Annotated in this window: 19 protein-coding genes and 1 pseudogene; 9 read left to right on the forward strand and 11 right to left on the reverse strand. The window is 42.8% G+C overall.

Going from position 1 to position 17,912, the window contains the following annotated elements; translation table 11 throughout:
- Positions 1-1,437, forward strand: coding sequence for a mannosyltransferase (locus EZJ28_RS00500; RefSeq protein ID WP_131393779.1), 1,437 nt, complete (start codon positions 1-3; stop codon positions 1,435-1,437).
- On the opposite strand, the gene EZJ28_RS00505 is transcribed toward EZJ28_RS00500, so the two are convergent.
- The 9 genes and pseudogenes from EZJ28_RS00505 to EZJ28_RS00545 form a co-directional block, all read right to left on the reverse strand.
- On the reverse strand, positions 1,427-3,202 hold the full coding sequence (locus EZJ28_RS00505) for a serine hydrolase (protein WP_131393781.1): 1,776 nt from the start codon (positions 3,200-3,202) through the stop codon (positions 1,427-1,429). The two genes, EZJ28_RS00500 and EZJ28_RS00505, sit on opposite strands and share 11 nt — an antisense overlap.
- Before the next feature lie 203 nt (positions 3,203-3,405).
- Positions 3,406-4,377: a deoxyhypusine synthase family protein gene (locus EZJ28_RS00510; protein WP_131393783.1), complete on the reverse strand. Its 972-nt coding sequence runs from the start codon at positions 4,375-4,377 to the stop codon at positions 3,406-3,408.
- Positions 4,370-5,245, reverse strand: a complete 876-nt coding sequence (gene speB, locus EZJ28_RS00515) for an agmatinase (RefSeq protein ID WP_131393785.1) — start codon at positions 5,243-5,245, stop codon at positions 4,370-4,372. The genes EZJ28_RS00510 and speB overlap by 8 nt, the downstream gene beginning before the upstream one ends.
- Positions 5,246-5,285: 40 nt before the next feature.
- The gene (locus EZJ28_RS00520; protein ID WP_131393787.1) at positions 5,286-6,689 is read right to left on the reverse strand and encodes an arginine decarboxylase; all 1,404 of its coding nucleotides are present in this window, start codon (positions 6,687-6,689) and stop codon (positions 5,286-5,288) included.
- Between the two features lie 277 nt (positions 6,690-6,966).
- On the reverse strand, positions 6,967-7,851 hold the full coding sequence (locus EZJ28_RS00525; RefSeq protein WP_131393788.1) for a pseudouridine synthase: 885 nt from the start codon (positions 7,849-7,851) through the stop codon (positions 6,967-6,969).
- A gap of 79 nt (positions 7,852-7,930) precedes the next feature.
- Positions 7,931-8,836, reverse strand: coding sequence for a geranylgeranylglycerol-phosphate geranylgeranyltransferase (locus tag EZJ28_RS00530; protein WP_131393790.1), 906 nt, complete (start codon positions 8,834-8,836; stop codon positions 7,931-7,933).
- A gap of 9 nt (positions 8,837-8,845) precedes the next feature.
- Positions 8,846-9,784 (reverse strand): mevalonate kinase, encoded by a 939-nt coding sequence (locus tag EZJ28_RS00535; RefSeq protein WP_131393792.1) that lies wholly within the window; start codon positions 9,782-9,784, stop codon positions 8,846-8,848.
- Positions 9,785-9,822: 38 nt separating this feature from the next.
- A pseudogene (locus EZJ28_RS00540) lies at positions 9,823-10,176 on the reverse strand (four helix bundle protein).
- Between the two features lie 6 nt (positions 10,177-10,182).
- Positions 10,183-11,274, reverse strand: a complete 1,092-nt coding sequence (locus EZJ28_RS00545) for a diphosphomevalonate/mevalonate 3,5-bisphosphate decarboxylase family protein (RefSeq protein ID WP_131393794.1) — start codon at positions 11,272-11,274, stop codon at positions 10,183-10,185.
- Positions 11,275-11,371: 97 nt separating this feature from the next.
- Between EZJ28_RS00545 and EZJ28_RS00550 the strand changes: the two genes are divergently transcribed.
- Complete coding sequence (locus EZJ28_RS00550; protein WP_131393796.1) at positions 11,372-11,851, forward strand: TspO/MBR family protein; 480 nt, start codon at positions 11,372-11,374, stop codon at positions 11,849-11,851.
- Here EZJ28_RS00550 and EZJ28_RS00555 read toward each other — a convergent pair.
- Positions 11,841-13,049 (reverse strand): NAD(P)/FAD-dependent oxidoreductase, encoded by a 1,209-nt coding sequence (locus tag EZJ28_RS00555; protein WP_131393798.1) that lies wholly within the window; start codon positions 13,047-13,049, stop codon positions 11,841-11,843. The genes EZJ28_RS00550 and EZJ28_RS00555 overlap by 11 nt on opposite strands.
- A gap of 60 nt (positions 13,050-13,109) precedes the next feature.
- The gene (locus EZJ28_RS00560; RefSeq protein WP_131393800.1) at positions 13,110-13,823 is read right to left on the reverse strand and encodes a glycerophosphodiester phosphodiesterase family protein; all 714 of its coding nucleotides are present in this window, start codon (positions 13,821-13,823) and stop codon (positions 13,110-13,112) included.
- A 146-nt stretch (positions 13,824-13,969) separates the two neighbouring features.
- Here EZJ28_RS00560 and EZJ28_RS00565 point away from each other — a divergent pair, with 146 nt between their 5' ends.
- From EZJ28_RS00565 to ligD, 7 genes are read left to right on the forward strand one after another with little or no spacing between them, the layout of a single operon-like run.
- Complete coding sequence (locus tag EZJ28_RS00565; protein ID WP_131393802.1) at positions 13,970-14,149, forward strand: hypothetical protein; 180 nt, start codon at positions 13,970-13,972, stop codon at positions 14,147-14,149.
- A gap of 8 nt (positions 14,150-14,157) precedes the next feature.
- Positions 14,158-14,679 (forward strand): DUF421 domain-containing protein, encoded by a 522-nt coding sequence (locus tag EZJ28_RS00570; protein WP_394346085.1) that lies wholly within the window; start codon positions 14,158-14,160, stop codon positions 14,677-14,679.
- Positions 14,676-14,942 (forward strand): SemiSWEET family sugar transporter, encoded by a 267-nt coding sequence (locus EZJ28_RS00575; RefSeq protein ID WP_131393806.1) that lies wholly within the window; start codon positions 14,676-14,678, stop codon positions 14,940-14,942. Before EZJ28_RS00570 ends, EZJ28_RS00575 begins: the two co-directional genes overlap by 4 nt.
- A 32-nt stretch (positions 14,943-14,974) precedes the next feature.
- Positions 14,975-15,673, forward strand: a complete 699-nt coding sequence (gene gntA / locus EZJ28_RS00580; protein ID WP_131393808.1) for a guanitoxin biosynthesis heme-dependent pre-guanitoxin N-hydroxylase GntA — start codon at positions 14,975-14,977, stop codon at positions 15,671-15,673.
- Positions 15,674-15,678: 5 nt separating this feature from the next.
- Positions 15,679-16,296, forward strand: coding sequence for an FMN-binding negative transcriptional regulator (locus EZJ28_RS00585; RefSeq protein WP_131393810.1), 618 nt, complete (start codon positions 15,679-15,681; stop codon positions 16,294-16,296).
- Between the two features lie 10 nt (positions 16,297-16,306).
- Entirely contained in the window at positions 16,307-16,918 is a 612-nt protein-coding gene (locus tag EZJ28_RS00590; RefSeq protein ID WP_131393812.1) for a DNA polymerase ligase N-terminal domain-containing protein, read from the forward strand.
- Complete coding sequence (gene ligD / locus EZJ28_RS00595; RefSeq protein ID WP_207388416.1) at positions 16,854-17,912, forward strand: non-homologous end-joining DNA ligase; 1,059 nt, start codon at positions 16,854-16,856, stop codon at positions 17,910-17,912. The genes EZJ28_RS00590 and ligD overlap by 65 nt, the downstream gene beginning before the upstream one ends.

The following is a 17,912-nucleotide window of genomic DNA, read 5'->3' on the forward strand; positions in this document are numbered from 1 at the left end:
ATGGATTTCCGGAAATTAGAACTTTACCAGACCCCGATCATTTTTAGTCTTGGGTGTATCGCTTTTTACCTTTCTTTTGCTTATGACTTGGAGCGCATTGATTTTGTAAAGCTAGCAGGACTCTATGGAACTTTGTTCTTTATGAGCTTTAAGCTTATACAGGTGCAAAAGCATAATTACTGGATCCTGGTCTCGCTGGCCCTTATTTTTAGGTTGCTTTTCATTGTTTCAATACCGGAATTATCCCAGGATTATTTTCGTTTCATATGGGATGGCCGACTTCTGGCAGCCGGTTGGAATCCTTATGAACATGTACCTGGGCAACTGATCTCAGATCCCGAATTCATGGTTGCTCAGGCCCGGCAATTGCTCGAGGGGATGGGAAGTCTTAGTGCCAGTAATTTTACGAACTATGCACCGCTAAACCAGTTCATTTTTTCGGTTGCCGGATGGCTTGCGCCCACAAATATCCTGTTCTCTGTAATTTTCCTCAGGATAGTGATAATTGCTGCAGACTTTGGTACATTATACTTTGGAACACAGCTATTAAGAGCCCTGCGACTTCCCGATCATCGAATTTTCTGGTATATTCTCAATCCTTTTATAATAATAGAACTCACCGGAAATCTGCATTTTGAAGGCGTGATGGTCTTTTTCCTGGTGTGGGCTCTTTACCTGCTGCATAAAAAGAAATGGATTTGGAGTGCAGCCTTATTCGGACTTTCGGTTTCTGTGAAATTATTACCCCTGATGTTCCTTCCATTATTGTTCAGATATTTTAAGGCTTCAGCTCCACTCATCCAGACAAAAGAAAGTCATTCCGAAAGCAGGGTGAGTGATGCAAAAAGGAATCATCCTGAGCGGAGTCGAAATAGAGACGGTTTCTGGAAGCTTATACTTTATTACTTGTTGGTACTCATTGTAATTGCAGCCTTCTTTTTACCCTTCTTTTCTCCCGAAGTCATTCAGAATTTCACTCAAAGCATCGGACTCTGGTTTGGGAAATTTGAGTTCAATGCGAGCATTTACTACATTATTAGATGGATAGGTTACCAGGTGAAAGGTTATAATATTATTGGGACCGCGGGTGTGGTGCTTCCGTTTATCACTTTTCTGATAATTATGGCATTGAGTTTTTTCAGAAAAAATAACAATACTCAGCAGCTGATCACTAATATGCTTTTTGCGATCACTGCTTATCTATTTCTTTCAACAACTGTTCATCCCTGGTACCTCACAATCCCGCTGGTTCTCTCGGTGTTTACCGAATTCAGATATATGATCGTATGGACAGGTGTTGTGGTGCTTAGTTATTTTGCGTATTCAAATGCTGAATACCAGGAAAATATGTGGTTTATTGCACTGGAGTATCTAGTGGTTTTTACCTATCTGCTATGGGAATTGCTCGGTAGAAAACCCCTTAAATTTATTCGTTGACTTGAGAATTATAAGGAGTGTAGAAATTCCATTCCCAGGGTGTATAGGTGTCCTTTATAGCTACCTCTAATAACTCCTTAAATATTCCCCCGGCATTCTCGCTATTCGTCATCATGAGTATCCCGCTTCCGCATTCAGGAAAGATTACGGAATGATGCTGAAAACCGCTTCCGAAGCCTTCTTTAAAGGCTCCCCAGCCATAGGGTGTTTGGAATAAGCCCCATCCCAGTCCGTAAGAGAGTTTGATGTCATCATTCAGATCCCCGTCTTTTTCTGCCAGAGGTCCAAATTGCCTTAAAGAGTGTATGCGTACCTGAGGACTGAATAATTCGTCCCATGATTCTGCCTTCAGAATTTTCTTGTTCAGCACAGCTAAAAGGAATTTATTGTAATCCTCGAGAGTTGTTTCCAGCGTACTTGGAGCCCTTGGTTCATTATCCTTATCTTTTACATAGGCCTGTCCCATTGAGTTATGTCCCAGGGCATATCCCTTTTCAAATTCTTCCTGCCACTTATAACTGGAATTTTCCATATTTAATGGCTGAAAAACGATCTCCTTGGCAAGCTCTTCAAAACCTTTTCCAGTGAGCTTTTCCAATACTACCTGTAGGTATACCATGCCTTCTCCAGAATATAAATACCTACTTCCTGGTGTATGTTTCACTCTGAGTTTCTTATCGGGTTCAAAGAATCTCCAGTTTGGAAATCCACTGGTATGGGCAAGACACATCCTCGCGGTGATCTTATGGTAAAGAGAATCCTTTTTCAGGTCTGAATAATCATCATGCCATTTGGTTTGAGGTTCATACTCATATATTTTCTTTGGTAAGTAGGATTCCAGTGGGGTGTCCAGTTGAATAACATTTTCCTCAACCAGTTTCATAACAATGACGCTGAAGACAGCTTTGCTCAGGGAAGCCCCATAGATGTTGGTAGTGTCGTTAAGCTTTAGTTTTTCATTATTGTTCCTGAATCCAAAACTTTTGGAGTATGAAAGTCTATTATCATTGAATACACTTACTACCATGCCCGGAACATTTGCATCATTCATCAGGAACGTAATATGACTTGATAGTGAATCCCTGGAAATTTCAGTTCCGTCCAGTCGCTCAATTGTTTGTGAATAGCTTGTTGATGAAACTAAAAATATAGGCAGAAGCAGGATGGCTATCGTTTTTCCTTTTTTCGAATTGATTCCCTTCTTTTTCGAAAGAAAGGGGATTGACAGGGGGTAATAACATTTATTCCTGTTAACAACAGAAATTATATTGAACAGCATAATAACCACGGCGAGTGGCAGGATCCCTATAAATACAAAGAATCCTACGCCTTCTATAGTGATTAATGCTATGAATGCGAGAATTACTGCTATAACCAGGGTAATCTGGAAATTGATCACCTTTCTCCCATGTTCATAATACAGTATATTATCTTCCTTTTTATGGATCCACAGGAATAACGGAATGAAAACATTAAAAAGAGGAAGTATAAAACCTATAAACGGAGTGGCGTGAAAAAGTAATAACCATTTTTTCTGAATGCTTTCCTCTTTTGGATTGTCAAGTGGAATTAGATCATCCACTTCAATTTCCATAGCCGCTGCCAGAAGTTTAACTGTTTGCAGATGAGGTTCGGTTTCTCCCTTTTCTATTCGCTGGATTGTTCTAACTGTAACGTTGGTCTTTTCTGACAGTTCTTTTTGGGTGAGGCCTTTTAACTTTCGGTTATAAACCAGATTAGCGGCAATCGAATTCTTATTTTCCATTCTTTGATTTGTTTGGAACAAACTTAGACTTAAGCTCTTGAAATTTAGGCGACATTAGGGTGTCACCTGAATGTCATTTCCTTTAAAATTCCTCTGGTTGGCTTTCTTAGAGGTCTGCGTTCCAAAAACGAACCTAAAAATAAGAAAATAAAAAAAGCTGTCCGCCAATTGCGGACAGCTTTCCTTATTGAAAGTCGGGATCTCTACATATCCAAGAGATATGCAAAGACCAGGGGGGCAACTATCGTTGCGTCGCTTTCAATAATATGTTTAGGGGTGTTGATATCAAGTTTACCCCATGTGATCTTCTCATTGGGCACAGCTCCGGAATAGGATCCGTAACTGGTGGTTGAATCTGAGATCTGGCAGAAATAGCTCCAGAAAGGAGTGTCTGTTCTTTCCATATCCTGATACAGCATTGGTACGACGCAGATCGGGAAATCTCCCGCGATCCCTCCGCCAATCTGGAAGAACCCGATCCCATTCTGGGAATTCTCGGTATACCAGTCGGCCAGGAAGGTCATGTACTCAATACCAGATTTCATGGTGCTTGCCTTTAATTCTCCTTTCAGTACATAGGAGGCGAAAATATTTCCCAGTGTACTGTCTTCCCATCCGGGTACCACCATTGGTAAGTTCTTTTCGGCTGCGGCATACATCCATGAATCCTTGATGTCTATTTCATAATGCTCTTCCATCACTCCGCTTAAAAGCAGTTTATGAAGGAATTCGTGAGGAAAATAACGTTCTCCCTTTTCTTCAGCATCTTTCCAGATCTTAAAGATATGCTCCTGGATTCTCCTGAAAGCTTCCTCTTCGGGGATACAGGTATCGGTAACCCGGTTGAGTCCTTTTTCCAAAAGCTCCCATTCCTCCTGAGGAGTAAGGTCCCTGTAATTTGGCACTCGTTTATAATGCGAATGCGCCACAAGGTTCATCACATCCTCTTCAAGGTTTGCACCTGTACAGGAGATGATATGCACCTTATCCTGACGGATCATTTCAGCAAAGATCTTTCCCAGCTCTGCAGTACTCATGGCACCGGCAAGGGAAACCAGCATCTTTGAGCCGTTCTCCAGTTGTTTTTCGTAATCCTTTGCCGCATCTACAAGGGCAGCTGCGTTAAAGTGTAAATAATATTTCTCAATGAACTGAGATATCTGTCCTTTACTCATCTTCGTCGTCTTCGTTGTAATTTTGATATTTGAATTTGTAGCTCAGCATCTTATAGTAAAGTTTTGCCGCAAGGAAATCTGAAGATTTCTCTTTTTCATTCGGGCAAAGCTCTACGATGTCAAAGCCGACCACATTCTTCTTTTTGAACATCATTTTCAGGAATTCCAGGGTTTCGTACCAGAATAATCCTCCTGGTTCTGGTGTGCCTGTAGACGGTAAGATACTCGGGTCAAAAGCATCAAGGTCTATTGTGATAAATACATTTGGCGTCATCTGCCCTATGGCATCATCCTGCCAGTCTTCATAAAGGTCATGAGCAAAATAGACCTGGTTCTCATCCATATGGTCCATTTCAGAAATATCCATGGAGCGTATCCCAACCTGGATAAGGTTCGTGGTCTTTCTGGCCTCATGTAAGGCGCAGGCATGGTTACATTTGGAACCTTCATATTCAGGTCTAAGGTCGGCATGAGCATCGATCTGTACCACGGTAAGATCTTCAAAAGACTCATTAAACGCTCTGATGCTTCCTATAGAAATTGAATGTTCCCCACCAAAAAGAGTAACGAACTTATCCTGTTTAATATAGTTCTTGGTCGTCTTGTAAACAGCTTCCACCATCTTCTCCGGAGAAGAATCTTCGGTCACTGGAGGTGCAAGGTAAACACCTTTCTTATACACCTCACTTCGGGTCTCAATATCGAACAGCTCCATATTCTCGGAGGCGTTCAGAAAAGCATCAGGGCCTTTATCGGCTCCTTTTTGCCAGGTACTGGTACCATCGTAGGGAACAGGAATCAATACCACTTTCGCTTCGTCTATACGAGCATATTTATCGGGTATCCCGGCATAATTCTTTTTGCTCATGGCTAATTAAATTGATTAGTTGTTTTAAAGTTATAAAATATTAATTGTTTCTATTGTAACCTAAAATATTCAGCATGTCCTCTGCATCCTGCTGTTCGCTGAAAAGGCGATATGTAAGCTCACCTTTTTCATCCCGGTCTATCAGGATATGTTTTGGCTGTGGGATCAAACAGTGTTGAAGTCCGCCAAAACCTCCAATGGTATCCTGATAGGCACCCGTATTAAAGAATCCTATATATAAAGGTTTCTCTCGTTTGAATTTCGGAAGGTAGATCGCATTGGTATGTTGCTCTGAGTTGTAATAATCATCAGAATCACAGGTGAGTCCGCCCAATAGCACTCTTTCATATTCATCGTTCCATCGATTGATGGCCAGCATCACGAATTTCTTGCTGATCGCCCAGGTATCGGGCAGGGTGGTAATGAAAGATGAATTGATCATATTCCATTTTTCCCTGTCGTTCTGCTGTTTCTGATAAAGCACTTCATAGATGGCCCCACCGCTTTCACCCACGGTGAAACTTCCAAATTCTGTAAAGATATGTGGTGCTTCAACTTCAGCTTCTTCACAGGCAAGCTGTATCTGGTTGATGATCTCTTCCACCATATACTGGTAGTCGTATTCAAAGGCCAGTGAATTCTTAATAGGGAATCCGCCGCCGATGTTCAGGCTATCCAGGGTAGGACATATGCGCTTCAGAGCGATATATACTTTAAGACACTTGTTCAGTTCATTCCAGTAATAGGCCGTATCGCGAATTCCTGTATTGATAAAGAAATGAAGCATCCTAAGGTCTACCTGCTCGTTGTCTTCCAGTTGTTTCTTGTAGAAAGGAACAATGTTCTTATAGCCAATCCCCAGTCTTGAGGTATAGAATTCGAATTTCGGCTCTTCCTCCGAGGCTATCCTGATTCCTACTTGGAACTTTCCTTTTATGTTTTCTGAAAGCAGGTCCAGTTCCTCATAATTGTCAATTATGGGAAGGCAGTTCTTGTGCCCTTCATTTAAGAGCCTGCTGATATTTTCTATATACTGATCCCTTTTAAAGCCGTTGCATATCACCCAGGTCTCATCAGTTATCCTGCCCGCACGTTTTAGCTTTTCAACGATATTTATATCGAAGGCCGATGAGGTCTCTATATGGATGTCATTCTTTAAAGCCTCATTTAGAACATGTTCAAAGTGAGAGCTTTTTGTACAATAACAGTAATTGTAAGACCCTGGATAATTATATTTCTCAATGGCATTCTTAAACCAGCCTTTTGCCCGGTTTATATTAGCAGAGATCTTGGGAAGATAGGTGAACTTCAATGGAGCTCCATACTTCTCTACCAGTTCCATCAGGTTTATATCGTGAAATTTTAACTGGCTACCATTTAAGGTAAATTCTTCCTGCGGGAAGTAATAGGTCTGGTCAATGAGGTCGCTGTACTTGGTATTCAATTTTTGAAAAAATTTTAAAGGCTAAAAATTAGAGAATAATTTATAGGGTCAAAAAAATCGACTGGTAAATTAATGTTAAGAATAGAAGGAGGGGAAACAAGAGGTTAACAAAGAATGGTCTTTGCGCACTGCTGCAGGTTGAACCTGTAAAAGCTTCAGGCCATAAAAAGGTGTTTCTTTTCAATTACATAAAAATCGATACGAAGCCGGCTATCCCGACCTCTGTTTTGACCCGGTAAATGTATTAAAAAAATAAAAGGAAAAACTTAAAAAATCACTAGAGCATCCCAAGGTTGATAACCTCCTGTTTAGTGAGGTTTCTATGTCTTCCGCGAGGCAGGTCTTTTTTGGTAAGTCCTCCAAAAACCACGCGGTCCAGGCTCTCAACTTCATAGCCCAGGCTTTTGAAGATCTTGGTGACGATATGTTCCTTTATACTGTTTAACTCGATCCCCACTTCTGTATGAGGGCGGTTATCGATATAACTTACATCTGTGATGATAACTTTGGATCCTTCTATATAGACTCCTTTTTTCATGGCGTCCATATCTTCCTGGCTAAAGTTTTTATTTAAGCTTACCTGGTAGATCTGGCGTATGCCATTCTTTGGCTTTGCAAGCTTTTTGGCCAGAGTGCCATCATTGGTAAAAAGGAGCAGGCCCTTTGCCTGGTTGTCAAGTTTGCCAACAGGGCTAACTCTCGCTTTTGTGGCTTTTGCAATGAGTTCCATTACGGTTCTGCCACCTTTTTCAGGATTGCCGGTCACAAAGAAGCCGGCGGGTTTGTTGAGCAGGATATATTCAGGTTTTTCAGGATTAAGACGTCTTCCATCAAAGCGAACATCATCTTCAAGCTTCACGCGATAGCCCATTTCGGTAACGGTTTCTCCGTTTACGGTCACATTTCCGGCTGCTATATACATATCGGCCTCACGGCGGGAACACACGCCTGAATTGGCGACATATTTATTCAGTCTTATGCCATCGGTATTAGACAGCGGGCTTTTCTCCATTTTCTTCCCAATGGGCGCATTGCCTCTCGCATAGGACTTTTTCCTGGCTCCTCCGCCTTGTCTTCCGCTCTGTCTTGAACCTGAAGATCTGTTACCTCTGCTCCCCGAAGCTTTATTGTTCTTACCTGAAGATCTGTCGTGCCTGCTCATCGCTAATTTTTTTGCAAAGATAGGGTATAGCTTATGAGGAAGCCAAGCATTTGATAAAAGTTTATAATGAGGGAGTTATCTAGAAGACCCGGTTTATCACTTCATCGATATCTATCAGAAGAATGCTGAAAACCCCGGCGACTATGATCAGTTTCAGGATGTTATGCAAAAGCAGGTACTGCCATTTGGCTTTGCTGAAGTATAATAACAGCAGAAAAATGAATAGTAGGAGAAAAGAGGTATAAAAATAGTAGTCCATATATCCTATCTCATACCAGTTTACAAGCAGGTATATTGGCAGAATTGCCAGAAAACTGCATACGGTCAGGAAAAACTTGCTCCATTTCTCTCCGTAAACCAGTGGGATGGTGTGATAATTCTGTGCCAGGTCTCCCTGCATATTTTCCAGGTCCTTTACCAGTTCGCGCATAACGATCATAAGATAGAGAAACATGGCATGAATAAAGATCACGGTCTCGAAGTTCTTGTAGTATACAAAAACGATGAAGAAAGGGGTGATGGTGAGTATGGAGGCTACCAGGTTTCCCAGAAAAAGGATCCTTTTAAGACGGTACGAATATAGCCATATCACGAATATATACACCGAAAAGAACACTACTGCCCTGAAGGATACATAACTGGCAAAAAAGATGGAAGCGAAATTAAGGATGAAATATACCGAAAGTTTGGTACGCTGACTCACCACCCGGTCAAGCATGGTTTTTTGAGGCCGGTTGATCAGGTCCTTTTCGCTATCGTAAAAATTATTGATGATATATCCGGATGCGATCACACTGGAAGAAGCCAGGATCAGGAAAAAAAGGTTGGGGTCAAATAGGATCTCCCTAAGGGGTTTTTCAGGGGCCAGGATAAAAGCCGAGGTAAGATACTGGGCGATCACCACTACCAGAATATTATACCCTCTTACTACCGAAAACAGACTGAGTATTTTCAGTAGCAAGCGCTTATTAGCAATGGACGCCATGAATTTAATTTAAAAGTTATAGACTACTTCTAGTTTATAACCTTCAAGGGATTTTCTGGCTTTTTCGATGTCTTCGGTAAAGCCGAGAATATATCCGCCTCCGCCGGAACCGCAGAGTTTAAGATAGTAATCGTTGGTTTCGATCCCTTTTTGCCAAAGCTTATGGAACTGTGCGGGGATCATTGGTTTAAAATTATCCAGCACGGTATGTGAAAGTTTCTTCACATTGCTGAAAAGAGATTTTACATCACCCTTCAGAAAATCTTCCACACAGGCATCAGTATGTTTCACAAATTGTTCTTTCAGCATTTTTCTGAATGGCTCCTGTTTCATGTTCTCCATGAAGATACTTACCATTGGCCCGGTCTCACCTGTGGTACCGCTATCCAGTAAAAATACCGCTCCGGTGCCATTTTCGGTCTGTGACGGAATACCTGCTGGCTCTATATTTTCTTTGGAATTGATAAGGATAGGAATGCTAAGATAAGAGTTCAACGGATCCAGGCCTGAAGACTTGCCATGGAAGAAAGACTCCATCTCACCAAATATTTTCTTCAGTTTTAACAGCTTATCCCGGGTAAGGTTCTCAAGAACTGTGATCTTATCATTGGCGTATTTGTCATAAATTGCCGCTACCAGAGCTCCACTGCTTCCAACCCCGTATCCCTGAGGAATGCTCGAGTCAAAATACATACCTTTTTCAATGTCCTTATTCAAAGCTTCCAGGTCAAACTGAACAAGTGCGGGGTCCTTATCTTCAAGAGTTTTAAGGTAGGTCGCAAAACGCTTCAGGTTCTCATTCGACTTTTTGGCTGCTTCGCTTAGGTTTGAATCTACTTTTAACGCTCCATTATAGAAGTTGTAAGGTATGGATAAACCCTTGGAATCCTTAATGATCCCATACTCTCCAAAAAGGAGGATTTTAGAGTAAAATAGAGGTCCTTTCATAGGTCAATAATTGACAATTGATAATGGAAAATTAAAAATTACTTTTGTTTGGAGGTCTTAATGATCGCTACCAGTAATCTCAATATTTCCTTAATATCCTTTTTGAATTCCTGAAATTGACCTTCCTCTAAATATTCCGAGGCATTCAATAGGTCAAGCCAGTATTCTGTTTCATTAGCTTCTTTGAGGCTTATTGACAATTTATGGATGAAGTCCGCTTTACTTTCAGCATGTTCTGCTTACCTCACCAATGCTCCAATTGCAGTTCCAGATCTCAACAATTGTCTGGACATTACAAATTCCTTCTTTTCGGAACTTAGAGACTTGTACAAATTAACAACTTTTACCGAGAATAGAAAACTCTTAGATTTAATGGCATTTTCTTTTCTCATTGTCAATTATCCATTGTCAATTTTTTTAGCTCCGCTGCCAACTAAGTCGCAAATATAATGCCCATTCTCACAATACGCAACTAACTCATTCTTAATGAATTCTAAAACTTTGGTTTCGTCAGCTGCCGGATAGAGAAGATGCACATTGGCGCCGGCATCAAGAGTAAAGCAAACCGGAATTCCGGTTAACTCCCGGTATGCCCATATTTTATTGATGATCTCCAGGGTATTTGGCTTCATAAGGATAAAATAAGGCTCGCTGCTCATCATCATCGCGTGTAGCGTTAGTGCCTCGCTCTCAACTATCCTCACGAATTCTTCCAGATTGCCCGATCTGAGAACGGGGATAAGCCTTTCCAGGTTGCGGCTCGCCTGCTCAAAACGTTTTTCGGCGAATGGATGGCCATGCATTAGGTTGTGGCCCACGCTGCTGCTTACCTTTTTCTCTCCCTTGTCCACAAGGAGGATGGTGTCACGATAATCCTTGAAAATTTCATGAATTTGGTAAGGCAGGCGTACTCCGTAAAGATCGGAGGTTTCCTTTATCTCTGTATGTTCACCCCAAACTACCAGCGGTCCTTCAATGCTCCTGCTTGCACTGCCCGATCCAAGCCTGGCAAGGAAAGAGGCTTTTCTGTTAAAGAAACCTTCCTCCATCCCGGGATATAATTTACGTTCCAAATCCATGATGCACAGTGCCAGGGCGCTCATTCCACTTGCCGAAGAAGCTATTCCGCTGCTATGAGGGAATGAATTCTCACTATGGATCTCAAATTCGTAGTCTTTGAGGTAGGGGCAGTAGGCCTCTATCCTTTCAAGGAACTTCTGGATCTTAGGTTTAAAATCTTCCTTTTTACTGCCTTTAAAATAGAAGCTGAAATCAAAGTCTTCTGAAGCTTTGGTCTTTTTTGAGAATTTAAGAGTAGTGGTGCTTTTGCAATGATCCAGTGTGAAACTGATAGATGGATTGGCCGGGATCTGGTTCTCTTTTTTGCCCCAGTACTTCACCAGAGCTATGTTGCTCGGGGATTGCCAGGTTACGTCGCCAGATTCGATATTTTCCATCCCTTGCCCGGGGATAAATTCCTGTTGGGTCATCCTCAAAATTTTTTGGCAAAGTTAAACTTTTATAGACTGGTTTCATGCCCTTCCAATTCATAAAAATTCCTATTTTAGTGCAATCAACCGGCCAGCTATGACTAAAAAACTTTTTATAAGGAGTTCTGTTGCTGTTATGATATGCCTCATTTTTGGTTTTATGGGGACGCTGGCTACTCAAACCGGAGTGGCAGAGTGGTACCCCACTCTTACCAAACCGCGGTTCACCATTCATGAGGACATAGTGAGCGCTATCTGGATCGTGCTGTATATTTTTATGGGGATGGCTGCCGGGATAGTTTGGAGCAAGGGTTTCTATCATAAATGGGTGAAGACGGCCCTTTACCATTTTGGCTTTCAGTTATTCCTTAATGGATTCTGGTTCCTGCTTTTCTTCGCTCTGGAAAAGCCTTTTATAGCATTACTGGATCTGGTAGTGCTTTTTATTATGATACTTTTTACCATAAAATGGTTCCGTATAGTGAATGTTATTGCAGCCTACCTTCTCGTGCCTTATGCGGTATGGGTGCTGTTAACCATTCTCTTTAATTTCGAGATCTGGCGCCTTAACTCATAGCCCTGGCGGCCAGAAAAGCTCCCGTCCATGCGTTCTGAAAATTGAAACCTCCCGTGATCGCGTCTATGTTCAGGATCTCCCCGGCAAAATACAGGTCTTTATGTATCCTGCTTTCAAAGGTCTTGAAGTCAATTTCCTTCAGGTCTATTCCCCCGGCGGTAACGAACTCTTCCTTGAAAGTGCTTTTTCCATTTACCCTGAACACTGCTGCTGTAAGTTCTTCAGATAGTTTTTTCAGCTGTTCCTTGTTAAGGTCGGCCCATTTTATTTCCTCCGCGATTCCCGAAGCCTTTATTATACTTTGCCATAATCGCCTTGGCAGATCGAATTGAGATCTCTTTGCTACCTGCTGTTTTGATAAAGAGAATTTAAGCTGTTTCAATTCTTCCAGCAGTTCTGCGGCAGATTTTCCAGGCAACCAGTTTACGCTGATCTTAAAACGGTAATCCAATTTATTGAGCTCCCTTGCTCCCCAGGCGGAAAGTTTCAGGATAGAAGGGCCGCTCATTCCCCAGTGGGTGATAAGCAGCGGGCCGGAGCTTTCCAGCTTTTCTCTTTCTACAGTTACTTCGGCATCGGTTGAAATGCCGGCTAGACCTTTTATTCTTGGATCCTGGATGTTGAAGGTGAAAAGAGAAGGCACTGCCGGAACAATGTTATGTCCCATTTTTTCAAGCAGGTTCCATACCTTGACGTTACTTCCGGTAGCCAGCATGAGTTTTCGGCATTCAAAATCGGCTTTGCTGGTCTGGACCTTCCAGTATTCCCCTTCTTTTTTAAAGTTCTTCAGGCTGTGACCTTTCAGAATCTCAATATTAAGGCGTTTACGTTCTTTTTGAAAACAGTCTATAATGGTCTGTGAGCTGTCGGTTACCGGGAACATGCGACCATCTTCTTCGGTCTTGAGCTCGATGCCCCTTTCTTCGAACCAGGCAATGGTGTCACCGGTCATGAATTTATGGAAGGGACCTCGCAATTCCTTTTCTCCCCGCGGGTATCTTTTTACCAGTTCTGAAGGAATGAATTCAGCATGGGTTACATTGCAGCGGCCTCCACCCGAGACCTTCACCTTGGTAAGGACTTCCTTTCCGCGTTCCAGGATAAGGATCTTTAGCTGTGGATTATTTTCCGCGGTGTTAATGGCTGTAAAGAATCCGGCGGCTCCACCACCCACAATTATAATATCATATTTCTCCAAATCCCGGCTGTTTTTCAGGCTGTAAAAATAGGGAGATAAATGCTGAACCCGAAATCATGTTTAAGGCTTCAGTTCCAGCAAAGGATTATGTAGACGGTTGGGATAGTCTGAAATGATGCCGTCCACTCCAAAATCAAGCATCCGGAGGATATCCTGGCGTTCATTCACGGTCCATACATTCACCTTAAAGCCTTCCTGCTGGCAAAGTTTGGTATTATCCCTGGTAATGATCCCCAGTGAAGGATGAATTGCGCTGGCCTTCAAAAGTTTTCCAAGCTCTATTGCTTCAGGAACACTGGCTTTGCTTAGTACTGCCACGGGAACATGATCGTTTAACTGCCTTACCTGGAAAAGTTCATTCTTCTGAAAGCTGGAGATAAGGAAATTGGAATATTCCCATTTTCCCGAGGCCACTCGTTTCTGCACCTCCTCGCAAACCGGAGTGGCGGTATTGAGACCTTTAAGCTCAATATTGATATCGCATTTACCTTCGATGAGGTCCAGCACTTCTGTGAGCAGGGGGATCCTGAAATAGCCTTCCACCTTAAGTTTGCTGATCACTTCGGCAGGTCGCTTGGCGATCTCGCCGCTGCCATCGGTAGTGCGGTCCAGTGTAAAATCATGGATCACCCAGAGTTCACCACTGGCACACCGGTGAACATCGATTTCAATCATATCCACTCCTATATCCAGTGCTTTCTGAATACTTTCCAGGGTGTTTTCGGCTATATGGCCTTTCGCACCGCGATGACCTATTTTCAGAAAATTCTCCATGCTCAAATTTATTCAATTAATTCATTCCAACCATCTATTAACACTATAAGCAGGAGGTATTCAAAATTTGCAAAGGCTTATGATTGCTTAACATTTATTTTGCGGAAAAGCATTGTAATTTACATTACTGACCAATACAAGGACCTATGAGTAAACTGAAAAATGTTCCCGAGCAGGATCAGGAACAGCCGGGCGATGAATTTAAAATGCATCCTGAACCCGAGATCATCCGGGATGATTACCGGGGCAGTAATAAACTGAAAGGCAGCAATTCTATCATGGGACAGGTGATCCATATTAATGGTGGAGAAATAATAGGAAGTTAGATATGGATATACACAAATGGTTTATATACGATGAGAATGAATTTATTGCGATAGTGCTTACCGCGATCGGGATCTATCTGGCGGTCATAATTTTTACAAGGCTGGCGGGAAAAAGAAGTTTCTCTAAAATGTCCAGTTTTGATTTTGCGATGACGGTAGCCATTGGTTCCATGATCGCAACTACGGTACTTACTTCCGGAGTGAAATTATGGGATGGCATTATTGGCATTGGCGCTGTTTATATTTTACAGATAGGCGTAGCCCTGCTCAGGAGGTTCAATGTGGTAAAAAAAATAGTGGACAATTCTCCATTGCTTCTTATGGAAGGAGAGAATATCCTGGAAGACAACCTCATGAAAGCCAGGGTAAGTAAGGCCGACCTGCGATCCAAATTGCGGGAGGCGAATGTTTTAAAATTGGACCAGGTGAGGGCCGTGATCTTTGAAACGACCGGAGATATTTCAGTGATGCATACAGATGATCCACAGGTCCAGATTGAGGAATGGTTATTAAAGGATGTTGAGAGATGAGTCTGAGTGGTGAAGAAATACTGGGGCTGGTTGCGGGGGTATGTACTACTATCGCTGTGATCCCCCAGATTAAAAAGGCCTGGAAGACCAAAAAGGTCAGGGATGTTTCCCCGGGAATGTTCGGTATCCTTATGCTTGGTGTTGGTTTATGGGTGGTATACGGGATCATGCAGAACGACCTTCCCATTATCGCCACCAACGGAGTTTCACTGGGACTTAATTCGGTCATGATGTACCTGATGATCCGTTACCGGGAAAAATAAAATGAAAAAGAAAATTAAGAGGAAAAAGAACTATGAAATTAGTAGAAGAAAGACCAGGGTTGAAAAAGGTGAAGAATAACTCTGATGAGAAAATGTTGAAAAGAAAGTTCGAGGATTTTGTCCTGGGAAAGGACCACCCATGTGTCATGGCGCAGACTGTCTTTAGTATGGAGCAGGTAGAGCTTCATTCCTATGAGGATTTTGGCTCTGCAGAGGCGGCAGGGAAGCTAATAAAGGACCTGGAAAAATATGTGACCGGCTACGATTTTGAGTCGAACGATTTCAGGACTTTCCTGGCAGTATTTCCGGATTCGCCGGAATATTCCGAAATTGAATTCGAAAAGCAGCTCTGGAAACAGTTGAAAGTCCTGAATGAAGCTGATAACTGTGACTGGGATGCCAGGGTAAGTTCAGATCCTGAAAGCGAACATTTCAGTTTTAGCATTGCAGGAAGGGCATTCTATATCGTAGGTATGCATCCCGGAGCCTCAAGAAAGGCAAGGCAGAGCCCCTGCACGGCAATCGCGTTCAACCTGCACTGGCAGTTCGAGAAGTTGAGGGAAATGGGCACTTACGAGAATGTAAGGGATAAGATAAGGGAGCGTGATAAGGAATTGCAGGGGAACATAAATCCCATGCTGGAAGATTTTGGAAAAAGAAGTGAAGCGAGACAGTACAGTGGAAGAGAGGTGAGCGAAGAATGGAAATGTCCCTTTCACCAAAGTAAATAAATCGTATGTACAGACCACCAAAATACCGGAAAGATGAGAAGGAATTCATCTTTTCATTTATTGAAAACAATCCTTTCGCAAGCTTTATCCTTAACGGAAAACGGCTGCTTGCCACTCATATTCCGGTACTGGCGGAGGGCAATGCCGAAAATTTCAGGCTGTATTCCCATATTGCCAATCATAATGAACAAAAGGAATTTCTGAAAGATGGCGCTGAGGCCCTTCTCATCTTTCATGGCCCTCATGCTTATGTTTCCTCGTCATGGTATAAGGAAAAGGACATAAGCACCTGGGATTATACAGCGGTACACGTGAATGCAAGGATAAGGATGCAGACATCGGAAGAGCTGGAAGCTTCGCTTGAAAGAATGGTGGAACGATTTGAAAACAAGCAGGAAAGTCCGCTTTATTATAAGGATATCCCGGAACGAATGCTGAAGGAACATCTGCCGCTTATCACCGGGTTCTGGCTGGAGCCTTTCAAAACTGAAGGAATAGCCAAGCTGCACCAGGCCTATGCGAAACATGATGTGGAAGCCGTGACCAGACAACTGGACGCTTCAGATTCATACCGTGAACGCGAACTGAGTGCGGCGATAAAAAAAGAGAATAAAACGGAATAAATCTTATAAAATGGGAAAGAAAGGATTTTTAGAGAAGTATCACGAAAAACGCAATTTTGATATCTCTTCTGAACCTTTCGGCGATGAAAGCAAAAAGAAGGATAAGGATAAGCAGATCTTCGTGATACACAAGCACGATGCCACCAATCTGCATTTTGATTTCAGGCTGCTGGTAGATGGCGTGTTGAAGAGCTGGGCCGTACCCAAGGGCCCGTCCACCGACCCAAAGGTGAAACGACTGGCCATTCGCACCGAGGATCATCCGCTGGAATATGCCGATTTTGAAGGTGTGATCCCCGAAGGTCAGTATGGTGGCGGGACGGTAATGGTGTGGGATGCCGGGAAATTCGACAATGATAAGAAGGACGATGACGGCAACCTGATCCCAATGGGAGAACAGATAAAGAATGGGCATACCACCTTTATTCTTCATGGCCAGAAACTGAAAGGCGGGTATACCCTTATAAGAACCTCTAAAGGTGATGATGAAAAATGGTTCCTGAAAAAGGTGGATGACGAGGAAGCCGATGCCCGCCGGAATCCCGTGAATACCGAAAATGAATCGGTGCTTACCGGAAGGAGCATGGACGAGATCGCAAAAGAAGATGAAAGCGATGATTGATGCGCTTAAGAACATACGGGAAGAGCTTCAGGAGAAGCTGAAAAAGAAAAAGCAGCCGGACTGGATGTCGCCCATGCTGGCAAAGCTTACCCACGATGTGTTTTCGGGTGAGGACTGGATCTTTGAACGTAAGCTGGACGGCGAGCGCTGCCTGGTCTTCAAAAAAGGGAAAGAGGTGAACATCATGTCCCGCAATAAAAAGAACCTGAATAAGGTTTATCCTGAAATAGTTTCAGCTTTAGAAAAGCAAAAGACCGGTAACTTTATCGCAGATGGGGAAATGGTGGCCTTCAAGGGGAAGATCACCAGTTTTTCCGAACTTCAAAAACGCATGCATCTTAAGAAGGAGGAGGAAGTAAGGAACAGCAAAACAAAGGTCTATTTTTACTTTTTCGATCTCATGTTCCTCGAAGATCATGATCTTACCAGGTTACCGCTTACTGAACGAAAAAAGATCCTAAGAACGATCATCAGTTTTGAAGATCCGTTGAGGTTTACTGCACATCGCAACGAGAAGGGCGAGGAATTCTATAAGGAAGCCTGCAAAAAGAAATGGGAGGGCCTTATCGCGAAGAAGGCCGATAGCAGCTATGCGCACAGCCGCTCTTCCAACTGGCTAAAGTTCAAATGTGAGAATCAGCAGGAATTCGTGATAGGCGGTTATACCGATCCGCAGGGGGAAAGAAAGGGCTTCGGTGCCTTATTGCTGGGATTCTATAAGGACGATAAACTGCAGTATGCCGGGAAGGTAGGCACGGGTTATACAGATAAGATGCTGGAAGAGCTTCAGGTGAAAATGTCAGAAATAGAAGTAGACAAACCGGCATTCGAGAAGAACGGCGACCTGCCAGATAAGAACGTACACTGGCTAAAGCCACAGATGGTAGGCGAGGTGGCCTTTACCGAATGGACAAAGACGAACAAATTAAGGCACCCCCGCTACCTTGGCCTGAGGAGGGACAAGAAAGCCGGGGATGTGGTAAAAGAAGCATAA

Origin of the sequence: Gramella sp. KN1008, assembly GCF_004332155.1 — a bacterium.
GTDB lineage: Bacteria > Bacteroidota > Bacteroidia > Flavobacteriales > Flavobacteriaceae > Christiangramia.

Excerpts from the sequence above, each read along its gene's own strand:
- EZJ28_RS00505 (WP_131393781.1), bottom strand. The coding sequence starts at position 3,202 with ATGGAAAATAAGAATTCGATTGCCGCTAATCTGGTTTATAACCGAAAG.
- speB (WP_131393785.1), bottom strand. The coding sequence starts at position 5,245 with ATGAGCAAAAAGAATTATGCCGGGATACCCGATAAATATGCTCGTATA.
- EZJ28_RS00585 (WP_131393810.1), top strand. The coding sequence starts at position 15,679 with ATGTACAGACCACCAAAATACCGGAAAGATGAGAAGGAATTCATCTTT.
- gntA (WP_131393808.1), top strand. The coding sequence starts at position 14,975 with ATGAAATTAGTAGAAGAAAGACCAGGGTTGAAAAAGGTGAAGAATAAC.
- EZJ28_RS00535 (WP_131393792.1), bottom strand. The coding sequence starts at position 9,784 with ATGAAAGGACCTCTATTTTACTCTAAAATCCTCCTTTTTGGAGAGTAT.
- EZJ28_RS00550 (WP_131393796.1), top strand. The coding sequence starts at position 11,372 with ATGACTAAAAAACTTTTTATAAGGAGTTCTGTTGCTGTTATGATATGC.
- EZJ28_RS00590 (WP_131393812.1), top strand. The coding sequence starts at position 16,307 with ATGGGAAAGAAAGGATTTTTAGAGAAGTATCACGAAAAACGCAATTTT.
- EZJ28_RS00545 (WP_131393794.1), bottom strand. The coding sequence starts at position 11,274 with ATGACCCAACAGGAATTTATCCCCGGGCAAGGGATGGAAAATATCGAA.
- ligD (WP_207388416.1), top strand. The coding sequence starts at position 16,854 with ATGAATCGGTGCTTACCGGAAGGAGCATGGACGAGATCGCAAAAGAAG.
- EZJ28_RS00500 (WP_131393779.1), top strand. The coding sequence starts at position 1 with ATGGATTTCCGGAAATTAGAACTTTACCAGACCCCGATCATTTTTAGT.
- EZJ28_RS00565 (WP_131393802.1), top strand. The coding sequence starts at position 13,970 with ATGAGTAAACTGAAAAATGTTCCCGAGCAGGATCAGGAACAGCCGGGC.
- EZJ28_RS00575 (WP_131393806.1), top strand. The coding sequence starts at position 14,676 with ATGAGTCTGAGTGGTGAAGAAATACTGGGGCTGGTTGCGGGGGTATGT.
- EZJ28_RS00510 (WP_131393783.1), bottom strand. The coding sequence starts at position 4,377 with ATGAGTAAAGGACAGATATCTCAGTTCATTGAGAAATATTATTTACAC.
- EZJ28_RS00525 (WP_131393788.1), bottom strand. The coding sequence starts at position 7,851 with ATGAGCAGGCACGACAGATCTTCAGGTAAGAACAATAAAGCTTCGGGG.
- EZJ28_RS00530 (WP_131393790.1), bottom strand. The coding sequence starts at position 8,836 with ATGGCGTCCATTGCTAATAAGCGCTTGCTACTGAAAATACTCAGTCTG.
- EZJ28_RS00560 (WP_131393800.1), bottom strand. The coding sequence starts at position 13,823 with ATGGAGAATTTTCTGAAAATAGGTCATCGCGGTGCGAAAGGCCATATA.